The organism is Actinomadura verrucosospora (assembly GCF_039540335.1).
GTDB classification, from domain to species: Bacteria; Actinomycetota; Actinomycetes; order Streptosporangiales; family Streptosporangiaceae; genus Spirillospora; species Spirillospora verrucosospora.
This window is the reverse complement of record NZ_BAABEV010000031.1, coordinates 92127-114722: the sequence shown is the minus strand read 5'-3', so window position 1 is coordinate 114722 and position 22596 is coordinate 92127. Positions and strand designations below refer to the sequence as shown.

Genomic DNA, 22596 nt, shown 5'->3' with positions numbered 1-22596 from the left:
CTCAACGTCGAGGTGCTCTCCAGCGACGGCATGTCCATCGAGATGCGCGACACCGACGAGGACGTCTTCCGCGCCGCGGAGGAGCTCGGCATCGACCTCTCCCGCCGTCCGAACGAGGGCGCGATGAACGTCGACGAGATCTGAGAGGCGGCGGCCCCGGGGACGGTCATCGGCGCAGGTCGACCGACAGGTGCGCGGACAGCGCGCGCAGGAGGTCGGCGGCGTCGAAGACCTCCCCGGCGGAGGCGGCGCCGGTCGCCCTGGTGCGGCCGCCGAGGATGCGGTCGACCGCCTCCACCGCCAGCGGCGCACTGACGGCGTAGATGTCCCGGCCGCTGGCCGTGGCGCGCCGCTCCTCGCCGCCGGAGCGCACGACGACGTCGACCAGGAACGTCTGGTCGGAGCGTCCGCGCTCGTCGGCCGCGGCCGGCGCCGGCGTGCCGGGGGCCGACAGGTCCTCGGCCGCCTCGACGGTCATGTACGAGCGCACCTCGGGCACCGCCAGGTGGCTGGGGATCGTGACGACGTCGGCCATGCTGAACTCCCCGAGCACGGACCGGACGCCCATCGGCTCGGGGAACGTCCACTTCAACGAGGGGAGCGCGTCCTGGTGGTACTCCAGCTTCCCGCCGGTGTAGCGGACCCGCCGCCCGTCGCGCCGCTCGTGGGAGACCGTGCCCGAGGCGCGCGTGCCCGCGGTGGGGTGCCAGCTGCTCAGCCCGTAGGCGACGTGCACCTCGTCGGCGGCGGTCCAGTCGCCCATCGCCGCGGTGGCCAGCAGGTCGGCGAGCCCGCCGAAGAAGGCCATCGCGGGGACGACGGTGGCTCCCGCGTCGCGGGCGGTCCGGGCGAAGTGCGCGAGCGTGTCGGCGTTGGCCTCGATCTCGGCCGCCACGTCCACGTAGGGGACGCCGGCGCGCAGCGCCGCCTCGATCACCGGGGCGGCCGTCGCGGCGAAGGGCCCCGCGCAGTTGATCACCGCGGCGGCGCCGGCCAGCGCGCGGTCCAGCGACGCCGGGTCGTCGGCCGACGCGGGCCGGACGTCCAGCCCCGGAAAGGACTCCGCCAGTGCTCGAAGCCTCCCGGCGTCGCGGCCGGACGCCAGCGGGACGTACCCGCGGTCCCGCAGCTCCGCCACCACGAACCGCCCGGTGTGCCCGTACGCGCCGAACACCGCGACCGCCTGACCCGATCCCGTCATCATCTCTCCCGTTGCCCTCGGTCCGACCAGTGGATCGATCATGGCGGCGGCGGCCGTCCCGCACGAGCGTCTGGAACGCCATGCCTCGTACAATTCCGGACATGACGACGGTCGCGGTCGCGGTCACCGACGGGATGCTGCACTTCGAGCTGTCGGTGGCCTACGAGGTGTTCGGCAGCGCGCCGGCCGATGTGGCCGGGCCCTGGTACCGCCTCCTCGGCTGCGGAACGGGGACCGTGCGGGCCGGCGGCTTCCGGCTGGAGCCCGACCACGGGTTCGACCGGCTGCCGACCGCCGACACGGTGATCGTCCCAGGGTGGGCCGACGTCGACGTGGATCCGCCCGGCGACCTCGTCGACGCGGTGCGCGCCGCCCACCGGGCGGGCGCGCGCGTGGCCTCGCTCTGCACCGGCGCGTTCGTGCTGGCCGCCGCGGGACTGCTCGACGGGCGCCGCGCGACCACGCACTGGGCGCACACCGAGGCGCTGGCCGCGCGCTATCCCCGCGTGGAGGTCGATCCGGACGTCCTCTACGTGGACAACGGCAGCGTTCTCACCTCGGCCGGCAAGGCCGCCGCGATGGACCTGTGCCTGCACCTGGTCCGTCTCGACCGCGGCTCCGCGGTCGCGAACGCGGTCGCGCGCCGCCTGGTCGTGCCGCCGCACCGGGCCGGCGGCCAGGCCCAGTTCGTGCCCTCCCCGGTGCCCGCGCAGGAGGACCACCCGCTCGCGGAGCTGTTCCCGTGGGCGATCGAACGGCTGGAGCACCCGCTGACCGTGGAGGACCTGGCCCGCCGGGCCGCCATGAGTTCGCGCAACCTCGGCCGCCGGTTCAGGTCGGTGACCGGTACCACCCCGCTGCAGTGGCTGCTGACCCAGCGGATCCGCCGCGCGCAGGAACTGCTGGAGACCACCGACGACAGCGTCGAGGCGATCGCGGCCGCCACCGGCATGGGCACCGCAACGACGCTGCGCCGCCACTTCAACCGCACGGTCGGCGTCCCGCCCGACACCTACCGCCGCACCTTCCGCCGCTCCCACGCCGGGGGCGCTGCGGGCACGACCGCGATCAGCGAACGGCAGGACGCGCCATCCCAGACGTAGCGGCCCCCGTTCCTGGACGCCTCCCGGCGGACCCGCCCCGGAGGACCTTCTCGCGCCTGGGTTAGGCGATCCGCCTGCCCGGCTTCAACGCGGACCGTCTCACGGCCGCGATCAGGACACGACCCGGCTCGTGCCGCAGGCGCGGCGCGATGCCGTTCAATCGAGGGAGAGCGCATGGACGCCGATGTGATCATCGTGGGCGCCGGTCCGACCGGCCTGATGCTGGCCTGCGAGCTGCGATCGGCGGGGGTGAGGCCGCTGGTCCTGGAGCGCCGGCCGCAGCGCCGCGACACCCCGAAGGCCGGGGGACTGGGCGGGCAGATCCTGGAGCTGCTGCGCTACCGGGGGCTGCTGGAACGCTTCGAAGAGGCCTGCACCGACCCTGTTCCGGCGCCCCGGTTCCCGTTCGGCGGAGTGCACCTGGACTTCACCCGCCTGCCGGACCCTCCGATGCACGCCCTGCCGCTGCCGCAGCAGCTGCTGGAGCGGCTGCTCGACGAGCGCGTGGAAGAGCTCGGCGCCGAGGTCCGCCGCGGGCACCGGGTGACCGGGGTGAGCCAGGACGACGCCGAGGTGACGGCGGAGGTGCGCGGCCCGGACGGGACCTACCAGGTGAGCGCCCGCTACCTGGTGGGGTGCGACGGTGCGCGCAGCCGCGTCCGCGACCTGGCCGGGATCGGCTTCCCCGGCACGACCTATCCGGAGGTCAACCGGCTGGCCCAGGTCACCTTGCCCGACACGGTGACCGTGCTGGGCGACGGCGGCCTCGACGTTCCCGGGTTCGGCACGATCCGTCCGGGGTTCACCCAGACCGACCGCGGCATGTTCGGGCTCGGTTCGTCCCCGGACTCCAGGATCGTCTCCCTCTACACCAACGAGGACGAGGCCACCGAGTACGACGACGACGCGCCGATGACCGTGGCCGAGCTCCAGGCCAGCCTCCGCCGCGTGCTCGGCGCGGACCTGCCCGTCGGAGAGGCGCACCGGCTGTCGCGGTTCACCTTCCAGGCGCGGCAGGCCGAGCGCTACCGCCACGGGCGGATCCTGCTGGCCGGTGACGCGGCGCACCTGTTCCCCGCCACCGGCGTCGCGATCAACGCGGGCATGCTGGACGCGGTCAACCTCGCCTGGAAGCTCGCCGCCGCCGTCCACGGCCGGGCGCCGTCCGGCCTGCTGGACACCTACCACCGCGAACGCCACCTCGCCGGCGCCCGCACCCTGCTGCACACCCGCGCCCAGGTGGCGCTGCGGCGCGCGCACGATCCCGCCGCCGAGGCGCTGCGCGAGCTCTTCCAGGAACTGCTGACCGACGAGCAGCCGCTGCGCCGCATGGGGGCGCTCCTGTCCGGCGCCGACATCCGCTACCCGATGCCCGGCGCCGCCCCTCACCCGCTGGCCGGTGCTTTCGCGCCCGACCTCACCCTGCACACCGACCAGGGCATCACCAGCGTCGCCGAACTCATGCGCTCCGCGCGGCCCGTCCTGCTCGACCTCGCCGACCGGTCGGACCTGCGCGAGGCGGCCCGCGGCTGGGAGGACCGCGTCGACGTCCGCACCGCCAAGGCCGGTGACCGCCCGGCCGACGTCCTGCTGATCCGCCCGGACGCCCACGTCGCCTGGGCCGCGGCCGTCGACGAACCCGCCGGTACTGCGGCGCCTGCGCTGCGCCAAGCGTTGTCCGACTGGTTCGGCACCCCAGACGCTGCCTGAGGCGGGAGCAGCAGGGATCTCGTGCGTTCACGTTGGGGACGGGGCGTCGTGCTTGGTGGGGGGCGCCAGCCGGCGGGCCCCGTCGTCGACACCCTCACCGGCCTGCTCCTCCACGGCCTCGCCGGCCCCGCGGACCCCCGCCCCTGAACAACCCGGGCCTCGGCGCCGCCGAGGCCCGGCCGGGCACGCGACCTCCGCGGGCTTCGCCCACGCGACCTCTGCGGGCTTCGCCCACGCGACCTCTGCGGGCTTCGCCCACGCGACCTTCACGGGCTTCGCCCGCCCAGGCGGCGAGCCCGGCGGCCATGAACGCCGCGCCGGTCGCCGAGACCGCGCCCCAGCCGCCGGAGCGGTAGGCGACCGCGCCCGCGGCGGAGCCCGCCACGCCACCGAGGGTGTAGAAGGTCATGTACACCGAGGCGACCCGCGACCGCGCCCCGTCGACGAGGCCGTAGACCACGCTCATGTTCAGCAGATGGGTGCCGTGGACCGCGACGTCCAGCACCAGGAGCCCCGCGATGAGCCATGCCAGGCCGTGGCTCCCGGCCGCCGTCGCGCCGAACGAGACCGCGCCCGCGACGAGGAGCACGCCGGTGGACGCGCGCTGCCGGCCCCGGTCCGCGGCCCGGCCCGCGACCTTCGCCGCGAACGCGCCCGCGACCCCGACCAGCGTGAACAGACCGATCTCCGCTTCGCCGAACCGGTACGGCGGCCCCGCCAGCATGAACGCCACGGTCGTCCAGAAGACCCCGAAGGCTCCGAAGACGCAGGCGCCGATCAGCGACCGGCGTCTCAGCATCGGCTCGCTCGTCGCCAGGCGGAGGGTCGCCCGCAGTTGCGCGGCATAGCCGATCGGAACCTCCGCGGCGGACGGCGGCATGACGCGCGCGAGCGCGGCGGTGAGCAGCAGCGTGCCCGCCGCGGCGGCCAGGTAGAGCGCGCGCCAGCCGAAGACCTCGGCGGTCAGACCGGCGACCGTGCGCGAGAGCAGGATGCCCGCCAGTCCGCCGCTGAGCATCGTCGCGACCGCCCGGCCGCGTTCGTGGTCGGCGGCGACGGTGGCCGCGTAGGGCACCAGGATGTTCACCACGCCCGCGCTCGCGAGGCCGATCACCGTCCCCGCGAGGAGGACTACCCCGGCCGTGGGCGCCGTCGCGGTCGCCGCCAGCGCCGCCGTCTCGGCGAGAAGCAGCAGGCAGACCAGCGGGCGCCTGCGGACGATGTCGCCGAGCGGCACGACCAGCACCAGCGCCAGCGCGTAGCCCACCTGCCCGACGGTGGGCAGGTACCCGACGGAGGAGGCCGCGTACGAGCGCGCCATCTGCGGAAGCAGCGGCTGGCAGTAGTACAGGTTGGCGATGGTGAGGCCGTAGACGACGGCCAGCAGCCAGACCGTGCGGCGCGGCGTGCGGCGCGCCCCGCCGGACCACCGTCCCAGCACCTCAGCAATGATCACGAGCGCGACGCTACGGCGGGTACGGGACGACGATAAGGTCCGCTTCCGTGTCAGGATCTTGGCCCACTTCGGGCGTCGGCCTGCATTCGGGTCTCGATCCAGCAACCGCCCGCGCGGGTGTCCTCAGCGCGTGTTCGGCGTGGCACCGTCGCCGGGGGAGAGGCCGAAGCGCCGGGCGAAGGCGGACATCTGCTCGCGCTGCTGCTCCGGCTCGGGCGCGGTGGCGCTGACGACGATGCGGGTCACGCCGTGCCGGGCGAACTCCTCGACCCGTTCCTCGGACATGTCCATCGATCCCCAGCGCGTGTACTCCAGGGCCGCCGGATCGCGGCCCGCTTCGCTCGCGGCCGACCGGGCGATGTCCAGCTGGGCGGCCCGCTGGTCCGGGGTGAGCGAACCGCCGGGGAAGAAGCCGTCCCCGTGGCGTCCGGCGCGGCGGGCGGCCGCCGGGCTCGAACCGCCGACATGGATCGGCAGACCGGCGCCGCCGAAGGGCTTGGGGAAGCTGCACAGGTTCTCGAAGGAGAAGAACTCCCCGTCGAAACCGACCCCGTCGCCGTCCCCGGCCCACAGCAGCCGCAGCACCTGGATGGCCTCGTCGGCGCGCCGGCCGCGGGTGCGGAAGTCGACCCCGACCGCCCGCGCCTCGCCGGGCAGCGAGCCGAGCCCCACGGTCAGCAGCCGCATCCGGCCCCTGGACAGCTGGTCGATCGTCGCCAGGCGCTTGGCGAGCGTCACCGGATGGTGGTACGGCAGCAGCAGGACGCCCGTGCCGAGGAGGATCCGCTCGGTCGCGGCCGCCACGAAGTTCAGGCAGTCCAGCGGGTCGCCGTAGGGCAGCGTCGGAGGGAGGGCCGTCGCGCCCACCTGCGCGCCGGGGTAGAGGGCGATGTGCTCGGGCACGTAGAGCGCCTCGAAGCCGCACTCCTCGGCGTGCCGGGCGTAGGCGGTGATCCGGTCGGGATCCACCCCGAAGAAGGGCGTGCTGTAGCTGATCGCGAATTTCACGTCGTCCCCGTCTTCCACTGCGACCAGGGCCAGGTCCCTGATCTCGGTGTGGGACGGTATCCGTTGACGTCAATGTCAAGGTCAACCCCGGCAGCCGGGGGACGCTACCGCGCGAGCAGGGGCAGCGCCGGGAAGGCGTGGTCCTGCCACAGCCGCCGCGAGGCCTCCTCGGGGTAGGCGCTGACCGTCGACGGGGTGTCGAAGATCTGGGCGAGGCGGCGCCGGGCGTCGTAGGCGGGCCAGCCCGGGTCGCCGTGGGCGGCGAACCCCGTCCACGCTCGCCGGATCCGCGCGGACAGCTCCTCCGCCGCGGGGGAGGGCGGTTCGCCGATCAGCATGGCGGGTTGTCCGCTGGTCAGGTTGCCGAAGACGAGCGGCACGTCCAGGCCGTGGCAGGCGCCGAGGCCGCCGCCGGCTCCCGGCGCGGGCCAGGTCAGCTCGTAGAGGTGGGCCCGCCCGCCGCCGGCGGTCTGCGCGACGGCGAGGTGGAGGCTCGGCATGCGGAACAGCCAGTCCGCGTTGACCAGCTCGTAAAGCTCCTCGTCGGTCGCGGACGGGTAGGCCTCGCGGTACCCGCGTGCGCCGTCCTGGCCGGGGGCGAGCAGGCGGAGGGCGGTCTCGGCCTGCTCGCGCGTGACCTGGCCGAGCACGCCGTCGATCAGGCTGAACAGCCGGTGCTCGTCACGGGTGTGCCCGACGAGGAGCGCGACGTCGCGGGCGGCGCCGCCGGCCAGTGCCCGCCACGGCGTGTCCGGCAGGACGTCGCCGTCGACGACCGGCGCGAACGGGATCGGCCGGTGGGTGATCGGTCCCCACCGCTCCCGCCACCGGGCCATCTTCGCGGAGACCGCGTCGCCCGCGGCGGGCAGCCGTGCCGGGGCCACCGCCGACAGGTCGGACACCGTGGGTCTCAGGCCCAGTTCGGCGGCGCAGGCGGCGGCGATGTCGGCGGCCAGTTCGGGGGAGAAGAACGTGCCCGGCACGCTCTGCGCGACCGCCCGGCGGAAGAGCCCGGCGGCGCGCGGCATGGCCAGCAGCGCGGCGACCGATCCGCCGCCCGCCGACTGCCCGAAGACCGTGACCCGGTCCGGGTCGCCGCCGAACACCCGGATGTTGTCCCGCACCCACTGCAACGCCGCGACCTGGTCGAGCAGCCCCCGGTTTGCCGGGGCTCCGTCGATCTGCGCGAAACCCTCGACACCGACGCGGTAACCGAGGGACACGACCACGGCGCCGCTTCCGGCCAGGTGCCCGGCGTCGTACTCCGGGAGGCCGGAGTCGCCCATGACGTAACCGCCGCCGGGGATCCAGACCATCACCGGGAGCCTCGCCGCGGCGTCCGGCTCCGGTGTCCAGACGTTGACCGTCAGCCAGTCGTCGCCGGCGGCGTCCTGGGACGCCCCGAGCATGCCGGACTGCGGGGGCGGCGGGCCGAACGCCGCCGCCGGGCGCACCCCGTCCCACCCGCGCACCGGCCGAGGGGCCGCGAAGCGGAGGTCGCCGACCGGCGGCTCGGCGAACGGGACGCCGCGGAAGACCGCCAGGCCCGCCTCCCGCCTGCCGCGCAGAACGCCTGCCGCCGTGCGGACTTCCGGCTCGGACCCCGAGGGCTTGCTGGACGCGGTGACGGCCACTTCGCGGCTTCCTTCCCTACCGGTTCGGCAGAGCATCGCCATGCGCACTGTCGGTACGCAAGCGATTTAGCCGTGCCGGCGCTCGCGGAAGGTCCTCGGGATTCCTGGGCCGTCACCTCCGCGGTGACGCCTCCGACCGGCGTCGACGCGCGCGCCGGTGAGCTCGCGGTGAGCATCCGGTGAGTCCCCTTCGCGACGGTTGGTCCATCGCCGGATCCGCCGCGGACCGGCCGCTGAACAGGGAGCGACGATGAACGTTCTGACCGGCAAGACGGCACTGGTGACGGGCGGCTCGCGGGGGATCGGCCGTGCGGTCGCGCTGCGGCTGGCGGCCGAAGGCGCGCTGGTCGCCGTCCACTACGGCGGCGACGAGGAGGCGGCCGGGACGACCGTCGCGCGGATCGAGGAGGCGGGAGGCCGCGCGTTCGCGATCCGGGCGCGGTTCGGCGAGGACGGCGCGGTGGACCGGCTGTTCGAGGAGCTGGCCGCGGGGCTGGCGCGGGCCGGGAGGGAAGGGGCCGGGCTGGACATCCTGGTCAACAACGCGGGCATCAGCTCGACCACCCCGATCTCGCAGGTCACCGCGGCGGAGCTCGGCCGACTGCTGGAGATCAACGTCGCCGTCCCGTTCTTCGTGGTCCAGCGCGCGATGGCGCTGCTCAACGACGGCGGCCGCATCATCAACATGGGCTCGACGGCCAGCCGGTTCGCGGTCTCCACCCAGATCGGCTACACGATCAGCAAGGCGGCGCTGGAGTCGATGGCGCCGTCGCTGGCCAACGAGCTCGGCCGCCGCGGCATCACGGTGAACACCGTCGCGCCCGGCGCGGTGCGCACCGACATGACCGCGGGCTACACCTCCATCCCCGAAGTGGTCGCCGGGCTGGAGTCCATCACCGCGCTGGGGCGGCTGGGCGAGCCCGAGGACGTCGCCGACGTCGTCGGATTCCTGGCGGGCCCGCAGGGCCGGTGGGTGACCGGCCAGACCGTCGACGTCTCGGGCGGGACGTTCCTCGGCCCGATCGCTCCGTGATCGCGTGCCGGTGAATAATCGCCGGCATGCGGTTCGGAATCCTCGGCGAGACCAGGGCCTGGCACGGCGACGGCGGCGAGGTCCCGCTGGGCGGTCCGGCCCGCCGGGCGCTGCTGGCCCTGCTCCTGCTGCGTCCCGGAGAGGTCGTCTCCTCGGACCGGCTCGCCGACGAGATCGACCCCGCCGGGGCGCTGTCGGCGCACTCCCTGCAGTCCCAGGTGTCACGGCTCCGCGCGGCTCTGGGCGCCGGAGCCGTGATCGAACGGGCCGGAGCGGGTTACCGGATCGCGGTCGACCCGGACGACGTGGACGCCTCCCGGTTCGAGCGGATGGCCGCGGAGGGCCGGGCGGCGCTGGCCGGCGGCGACGCCGGGCGGGCGGCCGCCCTGCTGCGCGAGGCCCTGGAGCTGTGGCGGGGACCGGCGCTCGCCGACCTGCCCGACGGAGAGACGGCCCGGGCCGCCGCCGCACGGCTGGAAGAGCGCCGGCTCGATGCGCTCGAAGACCGCATCGAGGCCGCTCTCCGGCTCGGTGAGCACGGGACGGCCGTCCCCGAGCTGCGCGAACTGGTCGGCCGCCATCCGCTCCGGGAACGGCTGGCCGGGCTGCTGATGCGGGCGCTGTTCGCCGCGGGCCGGCAGGCCGAGGCGCTCGTGGTGTTCGAGGAGACACGCCGGCGTCTGGCCGACGAGCTGGGCGCCGACCCGTCGGCCGAGCTGACCGGGCTGCACCGGGAACTGCTCAGTGCCGATCCGGCGCCCGCGCCCGCCGCTCCGCCCGCCCAGCTGACGAACGTCGTGGGCCGGGACGGCGAGGTGAGCGACGTCGCCGGGCTGCTCCGCGTGGCCCGGCTGGTCACCCTGACAGGCCCCGGCGGCGTCGGCAAGACCCGGCTCGCGGTCGAGGTCGCGGGCGCCGCGACGGCGGAGGGCGCGGCCGGCGAGGTGTGCTTCGTGGAACTGGCGCCGCTGCGCGACGGAGCCGGGCTGCCGCAGGCGCTGCTGGGCGCCCTCGGCCTGCGCGAGAGCGGTCTCCAGATGGACGGCGGCGCGAGGACGCCGGTCGACCGCCTGATCGCGGCGCTGTCGGACCGGGTGCTGCTGCTCGTCCTGGACAACTGCGAGCACGTCGTCGACGAGGTCGCGAGGCTGGCGGCGCGGCTGCTGGCGACCTGCCCGCGGCTGCGCGTGCTGGCGACGAGCCGGGAGCCGCTCGGCATCATCGGCGAGCACCTCTTCCAGGTGCGCCCGCTCGACGCCGACTCGGCCGTCCGGCTGTTCACCGAGCGGGCCGCCGCCGTGCGGCGGGGCTTCACCGCCGCCCCCGAGCTCCTGCGGCGGATCTGCGCGGCGCTCGACAACCTGCCGCTGGCCATCGAGCTCGCGGCGGCGCGGTCGCGCACCCTCGACATCGACGACCTCGCGGGACGCCTGGACGACCTGCTCGGCGTCGCCGCCCGCGGCAACCGCACGGCCGACGAGCGGCACCGCACGCTGCGCGCAGTGGTCGCGTGGAGCTGGGACCTGCTGTCCGAGCCCGAGCAACGGGCGGCGCGGCGGTTCACGGTCTTCGCCGGGGGCCGCGACCGCCGAGTCCGCGCTGCGGGTGTGCGGCACCGACGGTGAGACGCTGGAGTCGCTGGTCGACAAGTCGCTGCTGGAGTTCGCCGGCGGCCGCTACCGGATGCTGGAGACGATCCGCGCGTACGGCGCCGAACTGCTCGACGCGGCGGGCGAACGCACGTCCGTCCGGCGCGACCACGCCCGGCGCCTCCTGGAGCTGGTGCGGACGGCCGACCCGCATCTGCGGCGGGCCGAGCAGCTGGAGTGGCTGCCCGTCCTCGCCGCCGAGCATGGCGACCTCGTGGCCGCGCTGCACTGGGCGGTCGAGGAGCCGGAGGTGGAAACGGCCTTCGAGCTGCTCGCCTCGGCGTTCAACTACCTGTGGATCCGAGGCGCGTCCGCGTCGGCCGCGCCGCAGGCGACCGCGCTGCTCGCACGGACGGGCGAGGCGATCCCCGCCGGGCTCGGCGAGGAGTACGCGGCGTGCGCGCTGCTCGCCGCGTCGGCGCCGGCCTCGGGCGACGCGGGGCAGCGGATATGGCAGCGCCATCGCGCGTCGGCCGCGAAGGCGCTCGCGGCCGCGTGGCCCGGCGACCGGCCGGGCCGCTACCCGGTCGTCCTGCTGCTGTGGATGATGCGGAACGCGATGGGACCCGATCCGGAGGGCGCTTTCGCGCTCGTCTCGTCCCAGCGCGACTGCGGCGAGCCGTGGGCTCGGGCAGCCGCCCACTACGTTTCAGGGTTCGGGCACCTCGGCGAGGGGGACGCCGCGAGGGCCGAGGACGCCTTCGTTGAGGCCCTGCGGGGATTCCGTTCCCTCGGTGACCGATGGGGCATCGCTCTGGCCCTGGACACGCTCGCCGGAGCGGCGGGCGCCCGCGGCGACCGCGGGCGGGCGGTCGCGTTGACCGACGAGGCGCTCGTCCTCACCGAACGGCTCGGCGCCCTGGAGGACAGCGCCGACCTGCTGGTCAACCGGGGCGACCACCTCGCCGCCGAGGACGCGGCCGCGGCCCGCGCCGACTACGCGCAGGCCGCCGAGCTCGCCCGCCGCACCGGCGGCTCCACCTACCTGGCGGCGGCCCTGCGCGGCCTCGGCGACATCGCCTTGCAGGAGGGCGGCCTGGCCGAGGCCGAACGGCTGTACGCGGAGGCGCTCGAACTGATCGACCCGCACTGGATCAAAAGCCTCGGTCCCCGGCTGCGAACGCTCATCGGACTGGGGCGCGTCGCCGAAGCCCGTGGCCATGACGCCGAGGCACGCAGGCGCTACCGGGAGGCCGCCGCGGCCGCGGACGGGATGGGGGCGCCCGCGCGGGAGGTGCTGCGGATGCTGGGGCTGTCCGAGGACGTCGTGGACGCCGCCCTGAGCGCGGTGAGCGCACGGTGAGCCCGCGGTGAGCGCTCCCTTGGAGGCTCCGGGGCATGACGAACCTCAAGGTATTGATCTCCGGTGCCTCCGTCGCCGGCCCCGCGCTCGCCTACTGGCTCCACCGGCACGGCTTCCAGGCCACCATCGTGGAACGCGCCCCCGCCCTCCGCGACGGCGGCTACGCCGTCGACTTCCGCGGCGAGGCCCACCTGACGGTCCTGCGCCGCATGGGCATCCTGGCCGACATCGAGCGCGCCCGCACCGGCATGGGCTCCATGTCGTACGTCAACAGCGCGGGCAGGCAGCAGGCCAAGCTCCCCGCCGACCTGTTCGCCGGAGACGTCGAGATCCTCCGGGGCGACCTGGCCAGGATCCTGTACGACGCGACCAGGGAGCACACCGAGTACGTCTTCGGCGACTCCATCACCTCGCTCACCGAGGACCCCCACGGCGTGACGGCGACCTTCGAGCGGGGCGCGCCGCGCCGGTTCGACCTGGTGATCGGCGCGGACGGGCTGCACTCCACCACCCGCCGCCTGACGTTCGGGCCGGAGGAGCGGTTCGTGAAGCACCTCGGCGTCAACTGCGCGATCTTCACCACGGCCAACCATCTCGGCCTCGACCACACCGGGCACGCCTACCGCACCGCGGGCAAGCTCGTCGCGATGTACAGCGCCCGCCACAACACCGAGGCCAAGGCCGTCTTCTACTTCGCCTCGCCGCAGCTGGACCTGGACCGCGGCGACGTGGCGAGCCAGCAGGCCGTCCTCGCCGAGGCCTTCACCGGCAACGGCTGGCAGAGCGACCGGCTGCTGCACGACATGCGGTACGCGCCAGACTTCTACTTCGACTCGGTCGGCCAGGTGCACATGGACACATGGTCGCGCGGCCGGGTCGCGCTGCTCGGCGACGCCGCCTACTGCCCGTCCTCCCTGTCCGGCATGGGGTCGGGACTCGCTCTGGTCGGCGCGTACGTGCTGGCGGGCGAACTGGCCGCGGCCCACGGCGACCACCACGTGGCGTTCGGCCGGTACGAGGAGGAGATGCGCGAGTACGCGGTGGGCTGCCAGAAGATGGGCGACGGCGTCGCCAAGCTCATGGTCCCCGGGAGCCGGGCCCTGGCCACGCTCCTCAACCGGTACTACAAGGTCATGCCGTACCTGCCGGGAAGGAACATGCCCGCCAAGATCGCCCGTAAGGCCGCCGAGAACATCACCTTGCGCGACTACCGCGAACTCGCCCGGCCCTGAACGCCCCGGCGGTGCTCCTACGGGCGGTTGCGGGGGAGCGGCCGGTTCTCCGCAGGCCATGTGGGGGCCGCACGGTGGTGGACGGTGCCGTCCGGATCGAAGACCAGGTAGCGGTCGAAGTCCTCGGCGAACCAGCGGTCGTGCGTCACGGCCAGGACGGTCCCCTGGTAGGCGTTCAGGCCGTCTTGGAGGGCCTGGGCGCTGGCGAGGTCGAGGTTGTCGGTCGGTTCGTCCAGCAGGAGAAGGGTGCAGCCGGACAGTTCGAGCAGCAGGATCTGCAGCCGTGCCTGCTGCCCGCCGGACAGGGTCTGGAAGGGCTGGTGCCGCGCGGGCGCGAGTTCGTAACGGGCCAGTGCGCGCATGGCGTCGTTGAGGGTCGTCCCGAAGTCGGTCGTGATGATCTCGTCAGGGTGGCGGTCGCGCAGGTCGGGGCGGGCGTGGGTCTGGACGAAGTGGCCGGGAGCGACGCGGGCGCCCAGGCGCACCGTGCCCTTGTGGGGGACCGAGGACGGGGCGGCGAGCAGCTTGAGGAACCGTGACTTGCCCGACCCGTTCGCGCCGAGGACCGCGATGCGTTCGCCGTACCAGACCTCCAGGTCGAACGGCTCGGTCAGGTCGGCGACGGCGAGCCCTTCGCAGATCACGGCGCGCTTCCCGGTGCGTCCGCCGCGCAGGCGGACCCGGATGTTCTGCTCGCGCGGCGGCGGCTCCGGCGGCCCCGCCGCCTCGAAACGGGCCAGGCGGCTGCGGGCCGCCTGGTAGGACGAGGCGACGGCGTCGTTGGCGGCGGCACGCTGGCGCAGCGTGTGGACCAGGCGGCGCAGGCGCGCGTGCTCCTCGTCCCAGCGGCGGCGCAGTTCGTCCATGCGGGCGGCGCGGTCCCGGCGCGCGGCCGGGTAGGTGGCGAAGCCGCCGCCGTGCACCCAGACCGTGCCGGACTCGACGGTGATGATCCGGTCGGCGGCCCCGGCGAGCAGGCGGCGGTCGTGGGAGACCAGCAGCACGGTCTTGGTGCTGGCCCGCAGCCGCTCCTCCAGCCACTGCTTGCCGGGGATGTCCAGGTAGTTGTCGGGCTCGTCGAGCAGCAGGACCTCGTCGGGCCCGCGCAGAAGCGCCTCCAGCATGAGCCGCTTCTGCTCGCCGCCGGACAGGCTCCCCGCGGGCCGGTCGCGGACGTCCTCGTACGGCAGGCCGAGCGCCAGGGTCGTGCAGGCGTCCCAGACGACCTCCAGGTCGTAGCCGCCGGCGTCGGCGAAGTCGCTGATGGCCTGGGCGTAGGCCATCTGACTCTCCGCGGCGTCGCTCAGCGCGGCTTCGGCGCGTGCGAGCGCGTCGGCCGCCGCTCTGATCCGCGGCGGCGCCACCGACAGCAGGAGCCGGTGGACGGTGCGGTCCTCCGGAGTGAACTGGCGCATCACGCCGAGGCCGCCCGTGCATGCGACCTTCCCCGCGGAAGGGGCCAGCTCCCCGGCGATGAGCCTGAGCAACGTCGTCTTGCCGCCGCCGTTCGGTCCGACCAGGGCCGCCTTGGCGCCCTGCCCCACGCGGAAAGAGACCTCGCGCAGCAAGGGCCGTCCATCGGGCAGCGCATAACTCAGGTCGGTCACATCGATGTGGCCCACGAACCACCCTTCCGAACACTGATCCGGTACTGGAACATTGATCCGGTCACCCGTCCACCGTACTAGAGTGGGCGCATGGGAACGAGTCGAGCGGGCGCCATCTGGTTGAGGGAGCCGCGCAGGCGGCGGGAAGGGCCGCCGCTGTCGCGGGAGCGCATCGTCGCCGGAGCGGTCGCCCTCCTCGACGAGGAGGGCGCGGACCGGCTGACCATGCGGCGGCTGGCCGAGCGGCTCGGCACCGGTTCGACCACCCTGTACTGGCACCTGGACACCAAGGACGACGTGCTCGACCTGGCCCTCGACACGGTCTTCGGCGAGGCCGAGGTGCCGCCGGCGACCGGCGACTGGCGCGCCGACGTCACCGCGATGGTGGAGCGGTGGCGCGCGGTGATGCTCCGCCATCCATGGACCGCGACGCTGATGGGCCGGCCGATGCTCGGCCCTAACGTCCTTGCGCGGACGGAGTTCCTGCACGCGGCGCTGCAACGCGCCGGGCTCACGGGCGCGCCGCTGACCGCCGCCGCCTACGGGCTGTCCCACTTCGTGATCGGGGCCACGATCAGCCAGCTGTCGTGGCGCCGGCGGGACGAGCCGTCCACCCGCGAAGCCGCGGACGAGATCCTCGCGGCGCGGCGCGAGGCGTACCCGACGCTGGCCGCGCACGGGCACCCCAGCGACAACGACTGGGACGACGCGTTCCACCGCGGCCTGGGATACCTGATCGACGGAATCCGCGCGAACACCCTCGGGTAGCCGGCTCCCGCCGGTGGAACCTGTCGATCGCGGGCCCCGATGGATCTGCTCGCGGCGCATGACAAGATCCGTTCGACTACGACGGCTGACCGGCTCCCGCGCAGGTCTCCGCAGTGAGGCGTCCGTTAACGGCGCCACCACGGCGGACTGATCGAGCGCAGCCCTGATCTGAGCTCAGCCACGGACCGACAGCGTGTGGTGGAAGACGTTGCGCGGGTCCCAGCGGGCCTTGACGCGCTGAAGTCGCGCGTAGCCGTCGCCGTAGTAGAGCGTGTGCCATGGAACGTTCGACTGGTTCCACCGCGGGTCGGCCAGGTCGGCGTCCGGATAGTTGATGAACGTGCCGAAGCCGTCGTCCTCGGCCGGGACTCCGCCGCTCGCCGCGTAGATCTTCCGGTAGAACTCGCGGATCCACGTGAGGTTCCGGTCGTCGCCCTTCGCGTCCTCCCAGCCCGCCAGGTAGCCGATCTTGAAGATCGAGTCGCGGTGGGCCACGGCGGTCGCCCCCGGAGCCACCGCGTTGACCCGGCCTCCGTAGGTGTTGACGAAGAAGTGCCCGTTGTCGAAGTCGGTCCTGGCAAGCTGCTCGTACGCGACGGCGGCCTGCGCGTCGGTGAGGCGCCGCCGCCGGTAACCCGACTTGATCTTGATCCGGTAGAACGGCGCGGGGCCTCCGCCGAAGCCGTACCGTGTCGCGTGGAGCCACGGCATGGCGACCGTCTTCGGCTGGGGACGAAGGTCGAGCCCGCGGTGGAGGGCGCCCATCAGATCGGCCAGTATTCGTTCGGCGCCGCTGTCACTGACCACTTGTCCCGTCAGAGTGGCGTTCTCGGCGGGTCTGGAAAAGATGAACTCGCCGTACAGGGGCGCCATGGGCGAGCCGGGGGCCGAGTTGCGCTCACCCCATTCGCCGTAGTTGCGCAGGAGCCGTACGAAGGCCTCCCGGTCGAGCTTCTCCCACGGCCAGTCCACGGTGAACGTGAGGACGGTGCCGGGCGGCTTCGGCAGCGCCGCCTGCTCTCCCGGAGACCGGAACCAGTAGCGCGTGACAACACCGAAGTTGCCGCCGCCCCCTCCCGTGTGGGCCCACCACAGGTCACGGTTGGGATCCGAGGCCTCACGTGTGGCCACGACGCTCCTCGCCTTCCCCGCGCGGTCCAGGACGACCACCTCCACCGCATACAGGTGGTCCACGGAGAGACCGTCCCTTCTGCAGAGCACCCCGTAGCCGCCGCCCGCGACGTGCCCGCCCACCCCGACATCCGGATGGGTCCCGCCAGGAAGGGTCACGCCCCACCCCACGTACAACCGGCGGTAGACCTCGCCCAGCGTGGCGCCCGCCTCGACCATGAACGCCTTGCGCCGCCGGTCGTAGTCGACGGCCGTCATCCCGGACAGGTCGATGAGCACCCGGACCGACGGATCGTCCACGAAGTTCTCGAAGCAGTGGCCGCCGCCGCGCACGGCCACCCGCCGGCCCGTGCGCTCCGCCCTCTCGACGGCCCGGACGACGTCCTCGGTGGACGTCGCGACGCAGATCTCCTCGGGTCTGCCCTCGAAGCGGCGGTTGTAGCCCCGGAGCACCAGCGAGCGATAGCGCGGATCGCCGGGGCCGACCATGATCGGATCGGTACCGGCCGCAGCCGGGCTGATCCGCCCGGCCAGCGGCACGGACGCCGCGGCGATGCCGCCGCTGCGCAAGACGGTCCTTCGGCTGTGCTCGACCACGTGGCCTCCTCATGTCAGGCCGCCCACGTAGGGGACGCTATTGAGGCCTGAGCACCGGGACTAGGGAGTTACCACCCCCAACCAGGTAGAGAAAACTCCACATGCGGCGCGGCGGTGACGACGGGCAGGTGCTCGGCTAGAGCGGAGAAGCAGGCGCGCCGACGGCCGTGGCCTCTATGCGTCGATGACGGGTGCGCAGGTCTTCACGTAGATCAGGCGGCTGACGCCGGCCGTCACCGCCATCGCCGCTACGAGGCCCGCCCAGTCCAGCCCGGGTGCGGTCAGCTTCTCGAACGTGATGGAGAAGGGGACCGTCGCGATGGCGAGGGCGATGGTGACGCCGAGCCACTGGACGCCGTGGCCGCCGTAGCTGTGCTCCCTGGTCCACCTCCGGCCCTCGGGCGTCCACGAACTGTTCATGCGGAAGCCGACGAGGAACACCACCGCCGCGGCGGCGACCTCGCCGATCAGGACGCCCGTGGCGGGCGGTCCGAAGACGTCCTCGACCTCCAGCCAGGCGCCGACCGCCATACCGAGCGAGGCTCCGAGGACCAAGGCGAGAAGGGGCAGCACCGAACCGACCCATCCGTAGCCGGTGGTCTTCGCGCGTCCCAAGGCTTCCTCCCGCTCGCCGATTCCGCAGAACGTTTGATCATGCTGGACGTCCGATCATGCCTACGGACCGTCACGTTCAGGTCACGGCGGCAGGGGCCCGTCGCCGGCGGATCCTTCGCGATGTAGCTGCGCTCCTCGGCCGCCGCGTCCCGCACTAACCGGTGCCGACCGCAGCGGTCATCGCTCTGACCGCCTGTTTGGCCTCGTCGGGGGTGTGCCGGCCGAGACCGCAGGCCGTGGCTACCGCGTACGCCTCGCGGCCCGCGGCGGCCTCGAACAGCCGCAGGCTCTCGACGCCGCCCGCCGGGTCGGCCGCCGCTGCGATCCCCGCGATAACCTGCCACTCCGGGGCGAGCCCGCTCAACGGCCGGTAGAACGCCTCGGTACGCGGCGCAGGGTGCGCGCCGTAGGCCGCGGGGAGGTGCACCGGCGGCAGGCCCCGGCCGCGGCGGCGCAGCGCGTCCGCGAGGAGGTTGAGGTATCGGACGGCCGAGCCGAGGTCGCGGGGCGCGAACATCTCGGTGTTGCGGTAGTTGCCGTAGCACAGATGCAAGATCACCTGAGCGTCGTCGGGGAAGCGCGCGATCAGGTTCGCGACCTGCCCGGCCATGAGCCGCGCGGCCAGGGCAGGGCCTCCGGGCACCCGCCTGGCCATGTCCATGCCTATCAGCACGGACGGCGTCTCGAGCTGCCAGACGGCGTCCGGTCCGGCGAAGGCCGCCAGGTCCGCCACCTCGTCCACGACGGCCTGAGCGAACACCGGCAGGTACCGCAGCGACAACCACGGCCGGCCGGCGAACGCGAAGATCGCCAGGTCGAGTGGACTGGGGAGGCTGATCTGCAGACGGGTGTCGGCGACCTCTGGGCGCTCGGCGCGCAGCGCACGGAACTCGTCCACGATCTCGCGCAACCGGTCAGAGCGGCGCATCGACACGTCATCGGGCCGCAACCGCCGACCGCGCCGTACGCCGTAGGTGCGCATGTCGTCGTAGTCGGCGTACTCGCCGGCCCGCCTGATCTCGAACGCCTCCCGTTCGGCGAGATCCCGCAGGTAGGCGATGACCCAGTCCGGGTCGAGATCGCAGGGCAGGGAGATCAGCCGGTGGCCGCGGGCGTGATCGAGGACCCACTCCATGGCCTGGCGAGGGCTGGCGGAAAGCTCTGGAGGAAGACTGCCGACAAAGTGGATAGAACGGTGCACAGCCCATATTTCAGCACTGTGCTGGCTCCAAGGTGTCGAAAACGCATAATTGTGAAGCAGGATCGCCCCGCGTCACCAGCCACCCGGCCCACAGCCCGGCACCCGAACCGGCTCGGCGGCCAGCCGCCCGAAGACGTCAGGAGGCGACGGTCATGCGTGATCGCCCTGGGATCCGACCGGCAGACCGCATATGGGGGGTGGCCGGACTACGCCAGAACGGGATCACGGCCTGACGGTTGATCGTTAGGGTGATCGACGTCGGGTCGGCGGCGGTCCTGCGGGTTGTGGGTGACCTCGATCGATCGGACCGCGTATCCGCAGTTTGCGCGGGTGTTGTCGGCGCGTGAGTTGGCGGAGGCGTGCACGCAGACCGGGGCCGAGGTGGAGTGGGCGCGGTCGTGCACCGATGATGAGCATCATCTGCTGACGCTGGTGGTGTGGCTGAAGTCCTTTCAGCGGTCGGGGTACTTCCCGAAGCTGGCGGAGGTCCCGGCGTCGGCCAAGCGACACCGCGCGCTGGTGCGCAAACGGCTGGGCTTATGAGCCGGCCCGGGTCCGGCAGGTGGCCGAGGCGGCGATCCGCAAGCGGTGCAGTCCAAGGACAACCCTGCCGACCTGATCAACGTGGCGTTGGAGGAGTTGGTCCGCGCGCGGTGTGAGCTGCCGGGCTACACCACCTTGGACGCGATGGCCGCCTCGACCCGCGCGGAGGTCAACACCGGGTTCTTCCGGCGCGGATGCTGGTGGTCGATCCGGCGAGCCGGCGCAGCGAGTTCGACCGGCTGAAGGACGTGGCCAAGGCGGCGTCGCTCTCCAAGTTCAAGCAGCGTTTGGCGCTGCTGGCCGACCTTGACGAGATCGGCCCGACCGGGGTGTGGCTGAAGGGCGTGCCAGCGGGGAAGGTCGCGCACTTCGCCGGGGAGGCGCGGGTCGCCGACACCGCCGACATGCGCAAGGTCGGCACCGACAAGCAGCTGACGTTGCTGGCCGGTTTCGTGTACACGGTCGCGACCGGGGTCCGCGACGACGTGGTGACGATGTTCTGCAAGCGGATCGCGGCGATCCACAAGAGGGGCCGCGACCATCTGGAGGCGCTGCGCGAGGCGCACCGCGCCGAGTCCGAGCGCCTGCTGGGAGTGTTCGGCGAGGTGCTGGCAGCGGCCCGGGAGGTGGGCTCTGACGCAGCGCCGCCGGACGCCGCGGTGCCGGGTGCGGCGGTGCCGGGTGCGGGGGTCGATGAGCGGCAGGCCGGCTGGTGCTCAAGACGCTGGAGCAGGCGGGCGGGGGTGGAGGCGTGTGGGCGTAACGGGAGTTCACCTCCGGCCGGTAGAAGACCCGAGCGGATCCGGCCGGCGCGTTCGCCTTCGAATTCCATTCGGGTCAGCGAGGAGGTGGGCCCGGATCAACGATGGTCCACGTGGCTGGACGTCGAGCGAAGCTCGCGTGGCCCCGAACCACGCCCGTCGTGGGTCGTCACGGAGCAGGCTGCAATCGATACGGAACCCGGCATCCTCAAAGAGCTGCTCGGCGTGTACTTCGAGCAGCTCCGCGACGGAATGCGTGAACTGGCCCGCGCCGGGCTCGCGCACGGCGACCTCTCGCCCTACAACGTCCTCGCCCAGGCCGAGCGGATCGTGAGGATCGACCTGCCCCAGGTCGTCGACATCGTCGGCAACCCGAAAGGCATGGACTTCCTGATGCGCGACTGCCACAACATGGCCACATGGTTCACGAACCGCGGGCTCGAAATCGACGAACAAGAGTTGTTCGCGGACCTGCTCACAATGGTGTCCTGATCGCCCTCTGAAGAAGGCGGCCCCGCAACAACACCCGGATCGGGCCGCCCGCCTGGCTGCCGGCGCGGACGAGTACCTTGCCGACAGCGGGTGCGGCCTTGGTGACGTTCACGCCCTCGTCGACGAAGCGCCGCGCCGTGGCGACTCGGCAGGGCCGATCGCGCGGGGACCCCGGTCTGCTTACGTCGGCCGCGCGGGGTGGAACTCCGGTTGTCCGGCCGGCCGGTACACGTGCACCCCGACGCCCCTTGCGTCGGTGTGGGAGCTGATGACCTCGAGCGCGGCGGCGGGCCCATCGTCTGGGAACAGCCGCATGCCCTGTCCGAGAAGCACGGGAACGACCAGCAGCGTCAGTTCGTCGAGAGGCCGGCGGCGAGTAGCGAGCGGATCAGCTTCGCGCTCCCGTGCACCTGGATCTCGCCGGACGACGATTCCTTCAGTTCCCTGATCGCCGCGGTCGCATCCCCGGACAGCAGCGTGACGGGTCCCCACGACGGTCGCTCGAGACTGTTGGATGCGACGTACTTCTGCGCTCCGTTGAGCGCGACCCCGATGGGGTGCGCCTGCATCTCCGGCCGAGTGCCCCAGGTCCCGGTGATCATCTCGCCGGTGTCATCGGCGAATGCCCCGAGCGCCCAGCCGTCCCGGTTGAACCCGCTCGCCAGCTCCTCGGGAGTCGCGTGACCGTTGCCCTGCATCACACCGTCCACGGTGATCTGCGTCATCGTCGTCAGCCTCATGTGTCCATCCTGGACGCACCGGGCGTTTTGTAGCACCCATGCGTGCCGAAACGGCAACAGCAACGCACCCGACTGGCCTTCTCCGAATGGCACAGAGAGGGTCGATCGAGCAGACCGCGCATGCCGGCACGATGGCGCTGTTCGTGGACCGAACCCGGTCACGGACCAAGAACAGAGTTCTCGTTGAGTATCTCCGGCGCCACCGCATCCGCGCGCCGCTTGCCGGGTTTTACTGGTCGGCTGGCGTGTACACCAGTTCGAGAATTCCGGACGGGAATGCGGTGCTGTTGACCAAGCACAGCTTTACGGCCTGATCCAACTCGGGGAACAGTGGGGCGCCCCTGCCGGTGACGGCGGGCAGCACCCACAGCCGATACTCGTCGACGACGCCGAGCTTGATCAGGGAGTGCATGAACCCGGTGCCGCCTGCGGCGAGGAGGTCCTTGCCGGGCTCGGCCTTGAGCTTGGCGATCTCTTCCGCCGTGTCCCCGCCGGCGATCCGGGTCTCGGGCCAGTCGTCGGCCGACTCCAGGGTGCGGGAGAACACGACCTTGGGAATCTCGTTCATCGCCTTGGCGGACGGGTGGTCGGAGTTGGGCCAGAATCCGGCCATGATCTCGTAGGTGTTCCGGCCCATGAGGAAGGCCCCAGCCTCCCACAGCCGGTCGACGAAATACTTCTCCTGCTCAGGGTCGTCGATGCTCATCATGACGTCACGGATTCCGTTGTCCCCGTCGGCGCTCTTGCCGTCCAGCGAGACGTAGAAACCCAGAATCAACTTCCGCATCCGATGCCTCCATGTGTTCCTCCCC

General features: G+C 72.8%; 20 protein-coding genes. 10 read left to right on the top strand and 10 right to left on the bottom strand.

Annotated features, from left to right (window positions below; all coding sequences use genetic code 11):
• Positions 1-166: 166 nt before the first annotated feature.
• Entirely contained in the window at positions 167-1201 is a 1035-nt protein-coding gene (locus ABD944_RS28645; protein WP_345181972.1) for a saccharopine dehydrogenase family protein, read from the bottom strand.
• A gap of 101 nt (positions 1202-1302) precedes the next feature.
• On the opposite strand from ABD944_RS28645, the gene ABD944_RS28640 reads away from it, so the two are divergent.
• Positions 1303-2304, top strand: coding sequence for a helix-turn-helix domain-containing protein (locus ABD944_RS28640; RefSeq protein ID WP_345181970.1), 1002 nt, complete (start codon positions 1303-1305; stop codon positions 2302-2304).
• Between the two features lie 174 nt (positions 2305-2478).
• Positions 2479-4014, top strand: coding sequence for an FAD-dependent monooxygenase (locus ABD944_RS28635; protein ID WP_345181967.1), 1536 nt, complete (start codon positions 2479-2481; stop codon positions 4012-4014).
• 94 nt (positions 4015-4108) lie between these two features.
• Here the strand turns inward: ABD944_RS28635 and ABD944_RS28630 are convergent, their stop codons facing one another.
• The 3 genes from ABD944_RS28630 to ABD944_RS28620 form a co-directional block, all read right to left on the bottom strand.
• Positions 4109-5470 (bottom strand): MFS transporter, encoded by a 1362-nt coding sequence (locus tag ABD944_RS28630; RefSeq protein ID WP_345181966.1) that lies wholly within the window; start codon positions 5468-5470, stop codon positions 4109-4111.
• 123 nt (positions 5471-5593) lie between these two features.
• Positions 5594-6478: an LLM class F420-dependent oxidoreductase gene (locus tag ABD944_RS28625; protein WP_345181963.1), complete on the bottom strand. Its 885-nt coding sequence runs from the start codon at positions 6476-6478 to the stop codon at positions 5594-5596.
• Positions 6479-6582: 104 nt separating this feature from the next.
• Complete coding sequence (locus ABD944_RS28620; RefSeq protein ID WP_345181961.1) at positions 6583-8112, bottom strand: carboxylesterase/lipase family protein; 1530 nt, start codon at positions 8110-8112, stop codon at positions 6583-6585.
• A gap of 250 nt (positions 8113-8362) precedes the next feature.
• Here ABD944_RS28620 and ABD944_RS28615 point away from each other — a divergent pair, with 250 nt between their 5' ends.
• Genes ABD944_RS28615 through ABD944_RS28600 form a run of 4 tightly spaced genes read left to right on the top strand, consistent with a single transcriptional unit; the run spans position 8363 to position 13329 of the window.
• Positions 8363-9145, top strand: a complete 783-nt coding sequence (locus ABD944_RS28615) for an SDR family NAD(P)-dependent oxidoreductase (protein WP_345181958.1) — start codon at positions 8363-8365, stop codon at positions 9143-9145.
• Between the two features lie 26 nt (positions 9146-9171).
• Positions 9172-10770 (top strand): ATP-binding protein, encoded by a 1599-nt coding sequence (locus ABD944_RS28610; RefSeq protein WP_345181956.1) that lies wholly within the window; start codon positions 9172-9174, stop codon positions 10768-10770.
• Positions 10751-12097 (top strand): tetratricopeptide repeat protein, encoded by a 1347-nt coding sequence (locus tag ABD944_RS28605; RefSeq protein ID WP_345181954.1) that lies wholly within the window; start codon positions 10751-10753, stop codon positions 12095-12097. Before ABD944_RS28610 ends, ABD944_RS28605 begins: the two co-directional genes overlap by 20 nt.
• Before the next feature lie 35 nt (positions 12098-12132).
• Positions 12133-13329, top strand: a complete 1197-nt coding sequence (locus tag ABD944_RS28600) for an FAD-dependent monooxygenase (protein WP_345181951.1) — start codon at positions 12133-12135, stop codon at positions 13327-13329.
• Between the two features lie 17 nt (positions 13330-13346).
• Here ABD944_RS28600 and ABD944_RS28595 read toward each other — a convergent pair whose 3' ends face one another.
• Positions 13347-14951 carry an ABC-F family ATP-binding cassette domain-containing protein gene (locus ABD944_RS28595; protein ID WP_345181950.1) on the bottom strand — a complete coding sequence of 535 codons (1605 nt, stop codon included), beginning with the start codon at positions 14949-14951 and terminating at the stop codon, positions 13347-13349.
• A gap of 75 nt (positions 14952-15026) precedes the next feature.
• On the opposite strand from ABD944_RS28595, the gene ABD944_RS28590 reads away from it, so the two are divergent.
• On the top strand, positions 15027-15704 hold the full coding sequence (locus ABD944_RS28590) for a TetR/AcrR family transcriptional regulator (protein WP_345181948.1): 678 nt from the start codon (positions 15027-15029) through the stop codon (positions 15702-15704).
• Between the two features lie 174 nt (positions 15705-15878).
• Here ABD944_RS28590 and ABD944_RS28585 read toward each other — a convergent pair whose 3' ends face one another.
• From ABD944_RS28585 to ABD944_RS28575, 3 genes are all read right to left on the bottom strand, one after another.
• Entirely contained in the window at positions 15879-17432 is a 1554-nt protein-coding gene (locus ABD944_RS28585) for an FAD-binding oxidoreductase (protein WP_345181945.1), read from the bottom strand.
• A gap of 174 nt (positions 17433-17606) precedes the next feature.
• Positions 17607-18047 (bottom strand): hypothetical protein, encoded by a 441-nt coding sequence (locus ABD944_RS28580; protein WP_345181943.1) that lies wholly within the window; start codon positions 18045-18047, stop codon positions 17607-17609.
• A gap of 154 nt (positions 18048-18201) precedes the next feature.
• Complete coding sequence (locus ABD944_RS28575) at positions 18202-19182, bottom strand: hypothetical protein (RefSeq protein ID WP_345181941.1); 981 nt, start codon at positions 19180-19182, stop codon at positions 18202-18204.
• A 354-nt stretch (positions 19183-19536) separates the two neighbouring features.
• Between ABD944_RS28575 and ABD944_RS28570 the strand changes: the two genes are divergently transcribed.
• Genes ABD944_RS28570 through ABD944_RS28560 form a run of 3 tightly spaced genes read left to right on the top strand, consistent with a single transcriptional unit; the run spans position 19537 to position 21044 of the window.
• Positions 19537-19791, top strand: a complete 255-nt coding sequence (locus tag ABD944_RS28570; protein WP_345181939.1) for a DUF4158 domain-containing protein — start codon at positions 19537-19539, stop codon at positions 19789-19791.
• Positions 19792-19836: 45 nt separating this feature from the next.
• Positions 19837-20034 carry a DUF4158 domain-containing protein gene (locus ABD944_RS28565; protein WP_345181937.1) on the top strand — a complete coding sequence of 66 codons (198 nt, stop codon included), beginning with the start codon at positions 19837-19839 and terminating at the stop codon, positions 20032-20034.
• Positions 19986-21044, top strand: a complete 1059-nt coding sequence (locus tag ABD944_RS28560) for an RIO1 family regulatory kinase/ATPase domain-containing protein (protein WP_345181935.1) — start codon at positions 19986-19988, stop codon at positions 21042-21044. Before ABD944_RS28565 ends, ABD944_RS28560 begins: the two co-directional genes overlap by 49 nt.
• Positions 21045-21394: 350 nt before the next feature.
• Here ABD944_RS28560 and ABD944_RS28555 read toward each other — a convergent pair whose 3' ends face one another.
• Both ABD944_RS28555 and ABD944_RS28550 read right to left on the bottom strand, forming a co-directional pair.
• Positions 21395-21784 carry a dihydrofolate reductase family protein gene (locus ABD944_RS28555; RefSeq protein WP_345181933.1) on the bottom strand — a complete coding sequence of 130 codons (390 nt, stop codon included), beginning with the start codon at positions 21782-21784 and terminating at the stop codon, positions 21395-21397.
• 229 nt (positions 21785-22013) lie between these two features.
• Positions 22014-22571 (bottom strand): dihydrofolate reductase family protein, encoded by a 558-nt coding sequence (locus ABD944_RS28550; RefSeq protein ID WP_345181931.1) that lies wholly within the window; start codon positions 22569-22571, stop codon positions 22014-22016.
• Positions 22572-22596 lie beyond the last annotated feature (25 nt).

Bases quoted from the DNA above. Each gene is read 5' to 3' on its own strand.
- ABD944_RS28645 (WP_345181972.1), bottom strand. From the start codon at position 1,201: ATGACGGGATCGGGTCAGGCGGTCGCGGTGTTCGGCGCGTACGGGCAC.
- ABD944_RS28640 (WP_345181970.1), top strand. From the start codon at position 1,303: ATGACGACGGTCGCGGTCGCGGTCACCGACGGGATGCTGCACTTCGAG.
- ABD944_RS28635 (WP_345181967.1), top strand. From the start codon at position 2,479: ATGGACGCCGATGTGATCATCGTGGGCGCCGGTCCGACCGGCCTGATG.
- ABD944_RS28615 (WP_345181958.1), top strand. From the start codon at position 8,363: ATGAACGTTCTGACCGGCAAGACGGCACTGGTGACGGGCGGCTCGCGG.
- ABD944_RS28610 (WP_345181956.1), top strand. From the start codon at position 9,172: ATGCGGTTCGGAATCCTCGGCGAGACCAGGGCCTGGCACGGCGACGGC.
- ABD944_RS28600 (WP_345181951.1), top strand. From the start codon at position 12,133: ATGACGAACCTCAAGGTATTGATCTCCGGTGCCTCCGTCGCCGGCCCC.
- ABD944_RS28590 (WP_345181948.1), top strand. From the start codon at position 15,027: ATGGGAACGAGTCGAGCGGGCGCCATCTGGTTGAGGGAGCCGCGCAGG.
- ABD944_RS28575 (WP_345181941.1), bottom strand. From the start codon at position 19,182: ATGGAGTGGGTCCTCGATCACGCCCGCGGCCACCGGCTGATCTCCCTG.
- ABD944_RS28560 (WP_345181935.1), top strand. From the start codon at position 19,986: ATGCTGGTGGTCGATCCGGCGAGCCGGCGCAGCGAGTTCGACCGGCTG.
- ABD944_RS28555 (WP_345181933.1), bottom strand. From the start codon at position 21,784: ATGAGGCTGACGACGATGACGCAGATCACCGTGGACGGTGTGATGCAG.
- ABD944_RS28550 (WP_345181931.1), bottom strand. From the start codon at position 22,571: ATGCGGAAGTTGATTCTGGGTTTCTACGTCTCGCTGGACGGCAAGAGC.